The 12,248-nt window shown below is 63.1% G+C and carries 12 protein-coding genes; 5 read left to right on the top strand and 7 right to left on the bottom strand.

Annotated features, from left to right (window positions below; all coding sequences use genetic code 11):
* Nucleotides 1-84: 84 nt before the first annotated feature.
* Nucleotides 85-357, top strand: coding sequence for a hypothetical protein (locus KMZ29_RS13785; protein ID WP_215619792.1), 273 nt, complete (start codon nucleotides 85-87; stop codon nucleotides 355-357).
* A 30-nt stretch (nucleotides 358-387) separates the two neighbouring features.
* Here KMZ29_RS13785 and KMZ29_RS13780 read toward each other — a convergent pair whose 3' ends face one another.
* Together KMZ29_RS13780 and KMZ29_RS13775 are read right to left on the bottom strand one after the other, a co-directional pair.
* Nucleotides 388-774: a YybH family protein gene (locus KMZ29_RS13780; protein WP_215619791.1), complete on the bottom strand. Its 387-nt coding sequence runs from the start codon at nucleotides 772-774 to the stop codon at nucleotides 388-390.
* Between the two features lie 29 nt (nucleotides 775-803).
* The gene (locus KMZ29_RS13775; protein ID WP_215619790.1) at nucleotides 804-2,486 is read right to left on the bottom strand and encodes a glutamine--tRNA ligase/YqeY domain fusion protein; all 1,683 of its coding nucleotides are present in this window, start codon (nucleotides 2,484-2,486) and stop codon (nucleotides 804-806) included.
* Nucleotides 2,487-2,621: 135 nt separating this feature from the next.
* On the opposite strand from KMZ29_RS13775, the gene gltX reads away from it, so the two are divergent.
* The 4 genes from gltX (at nucleotide 2,622) to KMZ29_RS13755 (ending at nucleotide 7,404) form a co-directional block, all read left to right on the top strand.
* Nucleotides 2,622-4,046 carry a glutamate--tRNA ligase gene (gltX, locus tag KMZ29_RS13770; protein WP_215619789.1) on the top strand — a complete coding sequence of 475 codons (1,425 nt, stop codon included), beginning with the start codon at nucleotides 2,622-2,624 and terminating at the stop codon, nucleotides 4,044-4,046.
* Between the two features lie 159 nt (nucleotides 4,047-4,205).
* Nucleotides 4,206-5,507 carry a citrate synthase gene (gene gltA / locus KMZ29_RS13765; protein ID WP_215619788.1) on the top strand — a complete coding sequence of 434 codons (1,302 nt, stop codon included), beginning with the start codon at nucleotides 4,206-4,208 and terminating at the stop codon, nucleotides 5,505-5,507.
* Between the two features lie 500 nt (nucleotides 5,508-6,007).
* A protein-coding gene (locus KMZ29_RS13760) for an IS630 family transposase (protein ID WP_215619787.1) occupies nucleotides 6,008-7,074 on the top strand; the annotation gives its coding sequence in 2 pieces (ribosomal slippage) (nucleotides 6,008-6,497 and nucleotides 6,497-7,074; 1,068 coding nt in all).
* Between the two features lie 150 nt (nucleotides 7,075-7,224).
* Nucleotides 7,225-7,404, top strand: coding sequence for a hypothetical protein (locus tag KMZ29_RS13755; RefSeq protein ID WP_215619786.1), 180 nt, complete (start codon nucleotides 7,225-7,227; stop codon nucleotides 7,402-7,404).
* A 68-nt stretch (nucleotides 7,405-7,472) separates the two neighbouring features.
* Here the strand turns inward: KMZ29_RS13755 and lpxB are convergent, their stop codons facing one another.
* From lpxB to lpxD, 5 genes are all read right to left on the bottom strand, one after another.
* Complete coding sequence (lpxB, locus tag KMZ29_RS13750; protein WP_215624262.1) at nucleotides 7,473-8,663, bottom strand: lipid-A-disaccharide synthase; 1,191 nt, start codon at nucleotides 8,661-8,663, stop codon at nucleotides 7,473-7,475.
* Nucleotides 8,663-9,520 carry an LpxI family protein gene (locus tag KMZ29_RS13745; RefSeq protein ID WP_215619785.1) on the bottom strand — a complete coding sequence of 286 codons (858 nt, stop codon included), beginning with the start codon at nucleotides 9,518-9,520 and terminating at the stop codon, nucleotides 8,663-8,665. The genes lpxB and KMZ29_RS13745 overlap by 1 nt, the downstream gene beginning before the upstream one ends.
* A gap of 108 nt (nucleotides 9,521-9,628) precedes the next feature.
* Nucleotides 9,629-10,435 carry an acyl-ACP--UDP-N-acetylglucosamine O-acyltransferase gene (gene lpxA, locus KMZ29_RS13740; protein WP_215619784.1) on the bottom strand — a complete coding sequence of 269 codons (807 nt, stop codon included), beginning with the start codon at nucleotides 10,433-10,435 and terminating at the stop codon, nucleotides 9,629-9,631.
* Between the two features lie 206 nt (nucleotides 10,436-10,641).
* The gene (fabZ, locus tag KMZ29_RS13735; protein ID WP_215619783.1) at nucleotides 10,642-11,103 is read right to left on the bottom strand and encodes a 3-hydroxyacyl-ACP dehydratase FabZ; all 462 of its coding nucleotides are present in this window, start codon (nucleotides 11,101-11,103) and stop codon (nucleotides 10,642-10,644) included.
* Complete coding sequence (lpxD, locus tag KMZ29_RS13730; protein WP_215624261.1) at nucleotides 11,103-12,170, bottom strand: UDP-3-O-(3-hydroxymyristoyl)glucosamine N-acyltransferase; 1,068 nt, start codon at nucleotides 12,168-12,170, stop codon at nucleotides 11,103-11,105. The genes fabZ and lpxD overlap by 1 nt, the downstream gene beginning before the upstream one ends.
* Nucleotides 12,171-12,248: the final 78 nt, after the last annotated feature.

Genomic DNA, 12,248 nt, shown 5'->3' with positions numbered 1-12,248 from the left:
TCAATCGGGTGCCCGGCCATGCCGTACAGGATCATGCTTTCCGTTTTTCCCGTTTTTGCCGTTTTCGCGCTCGCCGTCAGCGCCATGACCGCTGCTGATGCCGCCGATCTGCCGACCCAGAGCCGGCTCGGCGCGATCTTTGCGGAGCCTCCGCCCCCTGCGGTCGTTTACCGGACGGCCGAATATGTGGCGCCGATCATTCCCTACAATCAGCTGCCCAATCCGCCGTGGAACCGGGGCATCTATAACTACGGCTCGTCGTGGTCGTTCTATTACCCCGGCCCCTATTACGGCGGGCCCTATTATTGGGACGGTGCGCGGCTGCCCTATGTCTGCGGCTTCTACGGCTATTGCTGACGATCCCGGCCGCTTGAATGAGCCCTGCCGCTAAAGCAGCGGCACTTTCGACGAAACGTGATGGCTGAGGATTTTCCAATAGCCGTCTTCGCGAACGATGACCCAGGTGATCTTGACCGACAGGGTCGGCTCGCCTTCTTCGACGACGAAGGACGCGGTGCCCGCCATGTTGATCAGATCGGAGCCAACCGGCGCGGCCACGACGTCGGTGAATTGAACGGCGGGCGCGCGCCATCGCGGCAGCGCCTTGAAATAGGCTGCGACGCCATCCCTGCCGCGATACAGCGAAGGGTTCGAACCGAAAAACAAAGCGCCGTTCGAATAAAGCGACGCGAGCGCGTCAGCGTCGAGCCTGCTGAAATTCGCCGACCATTGCTCGATGATGGCGAACACAATGTCGTCGGCGGCGCTTCGCATCGGTCGATCCCATCAACAGAGCCGCCTCATCAGCCCTTGGCCCCGACTTCCTTTGCAAAGGTATCGCGCAGGCCGATGGTCCGGTTGAAGACCAGACGATCCGGCGTCGAATCCGGATCGCGCGTGAAATAGCCCTGCCGCTCGAACTGCATCACCTCGGACGAATTGCTGGCCGCGATCGCGGGCTCGATCCGCGCATCGCTCAACACTTCCAGCGACTGCGGGTTGAGATCTCCGGCGAAATTGGCCGCATCCGGATTGGGCTTCGAAAACAGCTGATTGTAGATGCGGATTTCAGCCGGCAGCGACTGCTTGGCCGGCAGCCAGTGCATGGTGGCCTTCACCTTGCGCCCGTCGGGCGCGTTGCCGCCCTTGGTGGCGGGATCGTAGCTGCAGCGCAGCTCGACGACCTCGCCGGCCGCGTCCTTGATCACGCCCGTGCACTTGATGAAATAGGCGTAGCGCAGCCGCACTTCGTTGCCCGGCGACAGCCGGAAGAACTTCTTCGGCGGATTTTCCATGAAATCGTCGCGCTCGATATAGAGCTCGCGGCCGAACGCGATTTTGCGCGTGCCGGCGGACGGATCGTCCGGATGGTTCTGCGCCTCGAGTTCCTCGCTCGCACCTTCCGGGTAATTCTCGATCACGACTTTCAGCGGCCGCAGCACCGCCATCCGCCGCAGCGAGCTCTTGTTGAGATGCTCGCGGATGCAGAATTCCAGCATGCCGACGTCGACCACGCTGTTGGCTTTCGCAACGCCAATGCGCTTGACGAATTCGCGGATCGCCGCCGGCGGCACCCCGCGCCGTTTCAGCCCGGCAATGGTCGGCATGCGCGGATCGTCCCAGCCTGCAACGTGGCCGCCGCGCACCAGCTCGGTCAGCACCCGCTTCGAAAGCAGCGTGTAGGTCAGGTTGAGCCGCGCGAACTCGTATTGATGCGGCTTCGAGGGCACCGGCAGCTTGTCCAGCAGCCATTCGTAGAGCGGCCGGTGATCCTCGAATTCCAGCGTGCAGATCGAATGGGTGATGCCCTCGATCGCGTCCGACTGCCCGTGCGCATAATCGTAGCTCGGATAGATCGACCATTTGTCGCCGGTTCGCGGATGGGTGGCGTGCAGGATGCGGTAGAGCACGGGATCGCGCAGGTTGATATTGCCCGCGGACATGTCGATTTTGGCGCGCAGCACCCGCGCGCCGTTCGGGAATTCGCCGGCCTTCATGCGGCGAAACAGATCGAGGTTCTCCTCGACCGGTCGGTCGCGGAACGGTGAGTTCCTGCCGGGCTCGGTCAGCGTGCCGCGTGATAGGCGGATTTCCTCCTGCGACTGGTCGTCGACATAGGCATGGCCTGATCGGATCAGGCCTTCGGCCCATTCGTAGAGCTGCTCGAAATAGTCCGACGCGTAGTAGAGGTCGGTGCCCCAGTCGAAGCCGAGCCAGCGCACGTCGGCCTGAATCGAATCGATATATTCCTGCTCTTCCTTGGTCGGATTGGTATCGTCGAACCGGAGGTGGCAGCGGCCGGCAAATTCCTGCGCGATGCCGAAATTGAGGGCAATCGACTTGGCGTGGCCGATATGCAGATAGCCGTTCGGCTCCGGAGGGAAGCGCGTCACGATCTGGCGGTATTTCTTGGCATCGAGATCGGCCTGGACGATGTCGCGAATGAAATCGCGGCCTGCCTCTGCCGCCACCGTTTCTGCTGTCATGCTTAGTTCCCGTTCGGAATCAGCGGCCCTTCTGCCAAATCCGCACCTTCCAAGGAAGGCTTTAGTTATGCACGGTTCCTGCTATACACCACCGCGCCTTGCGCAACCCCTTATTGTCCCCGAAACGCTGTTGGCATGCCCGATTCCGTCGTCACCCGCTTTGCCCCCTCGCCGACCGGCTTTCTCCATATCGGAGGCGCCCGCACGGCGCTGTTCAACTGGCTTTACGCCAAAAAGCGCGGCGGCAAGATGCTGTTGCGAATCGAGGACACCGACCGGGAGCGGTCGACGGAACCGGCAATCGCGGCGATCCTGGACGGCTTGAAATGGCTCGGGCTCGATTGGGACGGCGACGTCATTTACCAGTTCAGCCGGGCCGCACGCCACCGCGAGGTGGCGGAAGCCTTGCTGGCCAGCGGCAAAGCCTATCGCTGCTACGCTACTGCCGAAGAACTGACGGCGATGCGCGAAAAGGCGCGCGCCGAGGGCCGTACGCGGCTCTATGACGGCCTGTGGCGCGATAGGGACCCGTCGGAGGCGCCAGCCGGCATGAAGCCCACGATCCGCCTCAGGGCGCCCCAGACAGGCGAAACCGTGATCGAGGACCAGGTCCAGGGCCGCGTGGTCTGGCAGAACGAGAACCTCGACGATCTCGTCCTGCTGCGCGGCGACGGCAACCCGACCTACATGCTCGCGGTCGTGGTCGACGACCATGACATGGGCGTCACCCATGTCATCCGGGGCGACGATCACCTGATCAACGCCGCCCGCCAGAAGCAGATCTACGATGCCCTGGAATGGGACCTGCCGAGCATGTCCCACATTCCCCTGATCCATGGCCCCGACGGCTCGAAGCTCTCGAAGCGTCATGGGGCGCTGGGGGTGGATGCCTATCGCGCGATGGGATACTTGCCGGCGGCGCTGCGCAATTACCTGGTCAGGCTCGGATGGAGCCATGGCGACCAGGAGATTTTTTCGACCCAGGAAATGATCGACGCCTTCGACCTACCCGCGATCGGACGGTCGGCCGCGCGGTTCGACTTCGCCAAGCTGGAAAACCTCAACGGCCACTATATCCGTCACGCCGACGATCGATCGCTGGTGGCGATGTTCGAAGACGTGCTGGACTATGTTCCGGACCGGTCTCACCTCAAGACCAAGCTCAACGACACCACGCGGGCGCAACTGCTGCAGGCGATGCCGAGCCTCAAGGAGCGCGCCAAGACACTGATCGAGCTGATCGACAGTTCCTATTTCATCTTTGCCGACCGGCCGCTCGAGATCGAGCCGAAAGCCGCGGCCCTGCTGACGCCGGAAAACCGCGAACTGATCGGCAAGCTCCGGCTCGCGCTGGAGCCGGTTTCATCGTGGACCTCGGAAACCACCGAGGCGGCGATGCGCGCCTTTGCCGAAGCCAACAACCTCAAGCTCGGGGCGGTGGCCCAACCACTCCGGGTGGCACTGACCGGCCGCACCACGTCGCCGGGAATTTTCGACGTCCTGGCGGTGCTGGGACGGCAGGAATGCCTGGCCCGGCTTGGCGACCAGACCCCCTCATAAGGTGGTATTGCGGGCCCGGAGTGGCCGTCTTGCAGTGCAAACAGCAATAAGATACCCATTTCTGAGGCACTCCCAGAACACCCGGTTTCCTGCGCCATCTCCAACGTCTTGGCGCTCCCGGCCGCCGGTTTTCGCAACGATCTCATCGGGGACTTCACGATGGACGCATCCAACAAAAAAACCGCAACGCTGACGGTTGGCAACAAGACCTTTGATTTCCCGATTTTGAGCGGCACGGTCGGGCCCGATGTCATCGACATCGCCAAGCTCTACGCCCAGGCCGGAATGTTTACCTACGATCCGGGCTTCACCTCGACCGGGAGCTGCCAGTCCAAGATCACCTATATCGACGGCGACGCCGGCATCCTGGAGTACCGGGGCTATCCGATCGAGCAGCTCGCTGAAAAAGGCGACTTCCTCGAGACCTGCTACCTCCTGCTCTACGGGGAACTCCCGACCAAGGCGCAGAAAGCCGATTTCGACAACCGCGTGATCCATCACACCATGGTTCACGAGCAGATGGCCCGCTTCTTCCAGGGCTTCCGCCGCGACGCTCATCCGATGGCGATCATGGTGGCGGCGGTCGGCGCGCTGGCCGCGTTCTATCACGACTCCACCGACATCAACGATCCGCGGCAGCGCATGATCGCCTCGATGCGGATGATCGCCAAGATCCCGACGCTGGCGGCGATGGCGTTCAAATACACCGTCGGCCAGCCCTTCATGTACCCGAAGAACTCGCTCTCCTTCGCCGAGAACTTCCTGCATATGTGCTTCGCGGTGCCGTGCGAGGACTACAAGATCAATCCGGTGCTGGCGGACGCGCTCGACAAGATCTTCATCCTGCACGCCGACCATGAGCAGAACGCCTCGACCTCCACGGTGCGCATCGCCGGCTCGTCCGGCGCCAATCCGTTCGCCTGCATCGCCGCCGGCATCGCCTGCCTGTGGGGTCCGGCCCATGGCGGCGCCAATGAAGCAGCGCTGGCGATGCTCGCCGACATCGGCACCGTCGACAAGATTCCCGACTTCATCAAGAAGGTGAAGGACAAGAACAGCGAAGTCCGCCTGATGGGCTTCGGCCACCGGGTCTACAAGAACTACGATCCGCGCGCCAAGATCATGCAGAAGATGTGTCACGCCGTGCTGGCAGAGACCGGCCACGGCGACGATCCGATGCTGAAGGTCGCGCTGGAACTGGAGAGGATCGCGCTGAGCGATCAATATTTCATCGACCGCAAGCTGTATCCGAACGTGGACTTCTATTCGGGCATCACGCTGAAGGCGATGGGCTTCCCCACCTCGATGTTCACCGTGCTGTTCGCGGTCGCCCGCACCGTCGGCTGGATCAGCCAGTGGAGCGAGATGATCGAGGATCCGCACCAGAAAATCGGCCGGCCGCGCCAGCTCTATACCGGCGTCGCCCGTCGCGATTACGTCGATATGGCCAAGCGCAAGTAAGCGCAGCCTTGCGACAATTTGAAAGCCGGGTGCGGTCGCCGCATCCGGCTTTTTCGTTTCCCGGAATCCATCAACGTCGTTGCGAGCGAAGCGAAGCAATCCAGCTCTTGCGCAACGACAGCGAATGCCGGATTGCTTCGTCGCAAGCGCTCCTCGCAATGACGTCAAGACATAACTTCGCGATCTTGCAGGGCCTTCCGCATCGCCGCCAGCACGATGTCGGCCGCCCGCTCTAAGCAGCCGTTGAATGCCATCACGCGTTATGCGACCTTTGGCCCATGAACCGATCTCCCGCCGTGGATGCAGCGCGCCACTTTCTCTCGGTCGTTTTCGAGGGAAGCCGGCCCAGTCATGAAGCACTTGCCTGTGCACTGGATGGACTCGCAGTCGCGTACCACCAAACCCCTGATACCAACGGCCGCGGCTTTTGACTCATTTTGGGATTCCCAAATCAGAGAAACTCTGACTCGATGTTTGCTCTTGAGAGAGGAGCAGCATCGATGGGTGGAGCGGTTAGGATCCTACGGCTTGATTTGACGGCAAAGGACCTTCGTGCGGCGGCGGGCCGGGAGAAGGATGGTTCAGCAGCACGGCGGATGTTGGCTCTTGCGATGGTGCTCGATGGGATGGATCGCAAGTCGGCGGCGGAGAGCTGCGGCATGGATCGCCAGACCCTGCGGGATTGGGTGCATCGCTACAACGCTGAGGGCTTGGACGGCCTGCACGATTTGAAGACGCCAGGTCCCACGCCAAAACTCACATCGGAGCAGCAAGCCGAACTGGCCAAGCTGGTTGAGGCCGGGCCCGATCCGGCTCGCCATGGGGTAGTGCGCTGGCGGCGCGTGGATTTGCGCGACGAGTTGCAACGGCGCTTTGGCGTCGCATTGCATGAACGCTCGGTCGGCAAGGTGCTGGCGAAGCTCGGCTACCGCCGGCTCTCGGTGCGTCCGCGCCATCCGCAGGCCGACGAAGAAGCCCAGGAGGCCTTTAAAAAAACTTTGCCGCAACGGTCGCGGCGCAACTCCCCGACCGCGCGAAAGACAAACCCATCGAAATCTGGTTCCAGGACGAAGCCCGCATCGGCCAGCAAGGGACGCTGACCCGCGTCTGGGCCAAGCGAGGAACACGGCCTCGTGCGCCACGCGACCAACGCTACGAGTGGGCTTACATTTTTGGCGCCGTCTGTCCGCAACGCCGAGCTACGGCGGCGCTCGTCCTGCCCGCCGCCGATACCGATGCCATGTCCATGCATCTGGCCGAAATCGGCCGCCGTGTTGCGCCGGGAGCACATGCTGCGCTCGTCATTGATGGCGCAGGCTATCACGTCGCGGCGCGTCTCTCCGTTCCAAGCAACATCACGCTCGTCCGCCTGCCGCCCTACGCTCCAGAGCTGAACCCGGTCGAGAATGTCTGGGAATATCTGCGCGGCAACAAACTCGCCATCACCGTGTTCGAAAGCTACGACGACATTGTCGACAAATCCTGCGCTGCTTGGCGCTTCTTCGCCGACGACCCCGAGCGCGTTGCCTCAATCACATCCAGAACCTGGGCGACGGTCATTCCTTGAGGCCGTTGGTATGAGAGCAAACCGGCGGACGTTGAGTCGGAACCGCCAGCGCAAGATGGTCCAGAGCTATATCGACAAATTTCGGCTCGCTTTCCAGATTACGGTCTATATCCCACGGCTGATCCTTTGGCGTCGGTGGGCCAAGCGCAGATGATGGGTGATGCAATAGACGACATTGCCGATATCACCCGTGACTTGCGCGAAGTGGTCTGGCGCAGCGTTAATCTGGGCGTTGACGATGCACATTGGTGCTACCGCCTGCACTACTTCCATTGGGGCCGGCACATGCGTGAACTTGCGCTCTATCTGCACGCTCGGCAGTTCGGTTGAACCTGCGCAAGGCGGCCGTTGATAGATGGTGGGCACGCGCAAGCGCGCCTTTGCCCACCCTACGATTCCTAACCCGCCCGCCGCGATTTTCGCAACGCCGCCAGCACGATGTCGGCCGCCCGCGTACTCGGCGTCTGGTTGCCGGTCGACATGATCGCGTCGAGCTTTGCAAAGGCTTCGAGCTGCCGCCGCCGCAGCGGCGAATCTTCGAGCACGTCACGGAGCGCGCGCGACAGCTTCTCCGGCGTGCAATCCTGCTGCAGGAATTCCGGCACGACATTCTCGCCGACCACCAGGTTGGCCAGGATGACCGACTTCACCTCGATCAGGCGCAGCATGATCCAGGCCTCCAGGGAACCGATCCGGTAGGCCGTGACCATCGGCACCCCGGAAAGCGCCAGCTCCAGCGTCACGGTGCCGGACTTGGCCAGTGCGGCGCGTGCGATCCTGAATGCCGCGCGCTTTTCCTGCTCGCCGAGCACGATCCGCGGCTGAACCGGCCAGCTCTCCACGCCTTCCCTCACCGCCTCGAACAGATGCGGCATGGTCGGAAGGATCAGCTCGAACGCCACGTTCTGTGCCTGCAGCAGGTCGAGCGTTTTGCCGAATACCGCCATGTGATGCCTGATCTCGCTGCGGCGGCTTCCCGGCAACACCAGCAGAACCGGCGGCGCTTCTTCGCGGCGCTTCTGCTCGTCGGCCCCGGGCCGCAAGCTCCCGAGCTGCTCGGTCAGGGGATGGCCGACATAGCTGCAGGGCGGGCCGCGCAGCTTGCGGTATTCCTCGGGCTCGAAAGGCAATAGCGCCAGCACGTGATCGACATAGGCGCACATCGCCCGCGCCCGGCCGGGCCGCCAGGCCCAGACCGAAGGAGATACGTAATCGATGATCGGTATCGCGGGGTCCCTCGCCCGGACGCGCCGCGCCACGCGATGGGTGAATTCGGGGCTGTCGATGATCACCAGCACATCGGGCGACGCCTGCGTCACCGCCGCGGCGGTCTCCCTGATATGCCGCAGGATCATCGGCAACTGCTTGACGACCGCCGCCAGTCCCATGATCGACAGCCGTTCGATCGGGAACAGCGACACCAGTCCTTCGCGCGCCATCGCCTGACCGCCGACGCCTTCGAAGTGGACGGCGCCGCCGAGCCGCTGACGCAACACCTTCATCAGGCTGGCGCCGAGTCGGTCGCCGGATTCCTCGGTCGCGATCAGGAATATCTTTCGCGCGACATTGGCGGGGGCTCGTGCCTGAATCACGCGGGCAACCCTGTCACGAACAGGCCTGCCGCGTCCGCCGCCTCGATCATGGCCTGCGGCTCGACCACAATCGTATTTCCGGCGACGACGGCGATCCCGGCAAGTCCGGCCTTGACGGCGCCTTCGAGGGTTCGCGGCCCGATGGTCGGAAGATCGAAGCGCAAATCCTGGCCGCTCTTCGGCGCCTTCACCAGCACGCCCCGCGCCGCCTTGGCGCGAATGCGGCCCTCGTCACGCAACCGTGCGACGCGCGCCAGGAGGCCGTCGGTGCCCTCGATGTCTTCCACCCCGACCACGTGGCCATCGATCACCACCGCGGCCTGACCGATATCGAACGGGCTCAGCGCCCGCAGCACATCGCGCCCCCTGGCGACGTCGGCAGCGGCATTTTCATCCGGCGCCTTCCGGGTGAGGCATCCCTCGGGCACGAGCAGGTCCGGGGCGACGTCCTTGATCCCCACCATCCGGAAACCGTCCTGTTCGAGAATGCGGCCGATGCCGGACAGCAGGTGATCATCGCCGCCGCGGAACGCCGCCCACACCCGGCCGAGAACGCGGAGCGTGCCCCAATCCAGCCGGATCTCCGACAGCGCCGGCCGCACCAGCGTGCCGATGAAGACCAGATCGCGGCAGTTCTCGCTGCGAAATAGTTTCACCGCCCGGCCGACCTGACCGACCGAAATCCAGTGATGGCGAAAGCGCGTCACCCGAACCGGATCGCAGGCGCCCTTCAACGCGAACAGGACGGGCTCGATGCCGCGGGCGATCAGCGAGTCCGCGACCGCGAACGGCATGACGCCGCCGGCCGCGATCAGGCCGACGGGCGATGATATCTGCAGAACCGCGTTCGTCATGGTTCGCCCCAGTGCATTTTCCGGCGGAGTGGAATCCGGCCTCCGTCAAGAAAAATGCCCTGCTCAATAACTTGCGGGTATTTTACCGCGAAAAATTCCTTGCGGAACTCATCGAGACCCATTGCCGGCTTTCTGCGGCTGGCATAATTCGCGATGTTTTCCGGCATCGATGAAATTCAGAATTTCCGCGATCGCAGGATCTGCGTCCGCCAGATGCCTCACCTCGTCCAGGCGCTCGGCAAACACGCCGGGCCCGTGAAACAGCTTTCGATAGAATGATCTTACCACCGCGAGGCGCTCGCGGCTGAACTTGCGGCGCTTCATGCCGACGACGTTGAGGCCGGTCAGCGCAGCGAATTGCCCGCTGGCAAGGGCAAACGGAATCACGTCGCTGCGCACGCCGGTGAGCGCGCCGACCATCACCTGCGAGCCGACGCGGCCGAATTGATGCACCGCCGACAGGCCGCCGATGAAAACAAAATCGCCGACCTCGCAATGGCCGCCGAGCGTCGCCGAGGTCGCAAAGATCACGTCGTTGCCGACGATGCAGTCGTGCCCGACGTGGCTGCAATTCATGAAATAACCGCGATCCCCGACGCGGGTGATGCCGCCGCCGGCCACCGTCCCGGCGCTCATCGTCGACTGCTCCCGGATGGTGCAGCCTTGGCCGATCTCGAGCCTGGTCAATTCGCCGCGATAGCCGAGGGATTGCGGCGGGGTGCCGAGCGAAACGAACGGATAGATCGTGCAGCCGTCGCCGATCGTGGTCTGCGCGGTGATATAGACATGCGCCAGCAGCTTGCAGTTGGCGCCGATGACGACGTGCGGGCCGATGACGCAATAGGGTCCGATCGAGGTACCCTCGCCGATCACGGCGCCGTCCTCAATCCGCGCGGTGGGATCGATCCTGCTCATGGTCCGCTATTCGCCAATATCGCCGTTGATGTGCTCAGGTTTTCCGGTGGTTACCGCGACGTCCCGATACTGTCTAGTGACGTATGGTTACGCTGTGTTTCGGCACGGCTTGGTTCGAAGACGATCGGCCCGGCATCGGCTGCGTTTCAGAAATGAGCTGATTTACCGAAGCGGCGCGCCCCGAGGCCTGCCGCCGATCGCGTTGATCAGTCGGTCAGCATCGCGCCAACGTCGGCCTCGGCAGCGGTCACGCCGTTGACGATGGCGTCGCCGTGAAACCACCACATGGCCTTGCGCCGGCCGATGCTGCGCATGTGGTATTCGATGGTATCGCCGGGCATCACCGGCTTGCGGAATTTGCACTTGTCGATGGTGAGAAAATAAACCGCGCGCGGCTTCTCGGTGCCTTCGACCGACTTGATGCCGATCACGCCGGCGGTCTGCGCCATGGCTTCGATCATCAACACCCCCGGGTAAACCGGACGATCGGGAAAGTGCCCGAGGAACGGCGGCTCATTGATGGTGACGTTCTTGATGCCGATGCCGCTGTAATCGGTCCGGATCCTGACGACCCGGTCGATCAGCAGCATCGGATAACGGTGCGGGAGCGTCTTGAGGATCTCATTGATATCCACGAGCTCGAATCTGACCGCGGCCTCCTCCACCATCACTCCCGCCCCTCGCCCTTCGGATCCGCTACGCTATCGCGCACCAGACGCTCCACTGCAACGATCTCCCGGAACCACTGCCGGGTCGGCTTGGCAAAGTGACCGCCCCAACGCCCATTCGCAGGGATGTCATCCTTGACCGCGCTCATCGCCGTGACCTGGGCCCCATCGCCGATCTTGAGGTGGTTGTTGATCCCCACCTTGGCGCCCAGCGCCACATTGTCCCCAATCGTCAGGCTGCCCGCGAGCCCGATCTGGGCCGCGAGCAGACAACGCCTGCCGATGGTCACATTGTGGCCGATCTGGACCTGATTGTCGATTTTGGTGCCTTCGCCGATCACGGTGTCGCGCAGGCTACCGCGATCGATGGTGGTTCCGGCGCCGATTTCGACGTCGTTCTGGATCAGGACGCGGCCGGTTTGCGGCACCTTCAGATGGCCATCCGGGCCGAAAAAGACGAATCCGTAGCCGTCCTGTCCGATGCTGCAGCCGGGATGGATCAGGACGTTGTTGCCGATCAACGCGGACTGGATTGCCGTATGCGCGCCGACATTGCAGTCCCGGCCGATCCGGACATTGGCGCCGATCACCGCTGCCGAGCCGACCACCGTCCCGGCGCCGATTTCGACGTTCGGCCCGATCACGGCCAGGGGATCGACGATCACGCCGTCCTCCAGATGCGCCGTCGGATCGATGACGGCGGACGGTGCGATGCCATCATTGCCGAACCAGGATTGCGGGCGAAGGGCATCGCTGTAAAGCTCTCGCGCGATCTTGACGAATTCGCGGAAAGGCTGCGCCGCGCGCAGAACCGCAACATGGGCGGGAACGCTGGCCTCGAACCGCGGGCTGACCATACAGGCGCCCGCCTTCGTCGCGGCGAGCTGGTCGGCGTATTTCAGGTTGTCGAAGAACGCCAGATGCATCGGGCCAGCTTCTTCGAGCGAAGCCAGCCCCCTGACCTGCTGGCCGCCGCGCGACGGATCGACCAGAGCCGCATTCGTCAGCGCGGCGAGTTCGGCCAGCGTCAAGCAAGGCGGTTGTTTGGTGAATGTCGGCTGCGCCATTCCACCCGTCGCGGTCTGGCCGGTCATTGAACGAGAGCCCCGGTTCTGATGAATCACAACCGGGGTCTATCACTGTTT

Origin of the sequence: Bradyrhizobium sediminis, assembly GCF_018736085.1 — a bacterium.
Taxonomy (GTDB): domain Bacteria; phylum Pseudomonadota; class Alphaproteobacteria; order Rhizobiales; family Xanthobacteraceae; genus Bradyrhizobium; species Bradyrhizobium sediminis.
This window is presented reverse-complemented; position numbering and strand designations above follow the sequence as displayed.

Excerpts from the sequence above, each read along its gene's own strand:
- lpxA (WP_215619784.1), bottom strand. The coding sequence starts at position 10,435 with ATGAGCAGGATCGATCCCACCGCGCGGATTGAGGACGGCGCCGTGATC.
- gltX (WP_215619789.1), top strand. The coding sequence starts at position 2,622 with ATGCCCGATTCCGTCGTCACCCGCTTTGCCCCCTCGCCGACCGGCTTT.
- fabZ (WP_215619783.1), bottom strand. The coding sequence starts at position 11,103 with ATGGTGGAGGAGGCCGCGGTCAGATTCGAGCTCGTGGATATCAATGAG.
- gltA (WP_215619788.1), top strand. The coding sequence starts at position 4,206 with ATGGACGCATCCAACAAAAAAACCGCAACGCTGACGGTTGGCAACAAG.
- KMZ29_RS13775 (WP_215619790.1), bottom strand. The coding sequence starts at position 2,486 with ATGACAGCAGAAACGGTGGCGGCAGAGGCAGGCCGCGATTTCATTCGC.
- KMZ29_RS13780 (WP_215619791.1), bottom strand. The coding sequence starts at position 774 with ATGCGAAGCGCCGCCGACGACATTGTGTTCGCCATCATCGAGCAATGG.
- lpxD (WP_215624261.1), bottom strand. The coding sequence starts at position 12,170 with ATGGCGCAGCCGACATTCACCAAACAACCGCCTTGCTTGACGCTGGCC.
- KMZ29_RS13755 (WP_215619786.1), top strand. The coding sequence starts at position 7,225 with ATGATGGGTGATGCAATAGACGACATTGCCGATATCACCCGTGACTTG.
- KMZ29_RS13785 (WP_215619792.1), top strand. The coding sequence starts at position 85 with ATGACCGCTGCTGATGCCGCCGATCTGCCGACCCAGAGCCGGCTCGGC.
- KMZ29_RS13745 (WP_215619785.1), bottom strand. The coding sequence starts at position 9,520 with ATGACGAACGCGGTTCTGCAGATATCATCGCCCGTCGGCCTGATCGCG.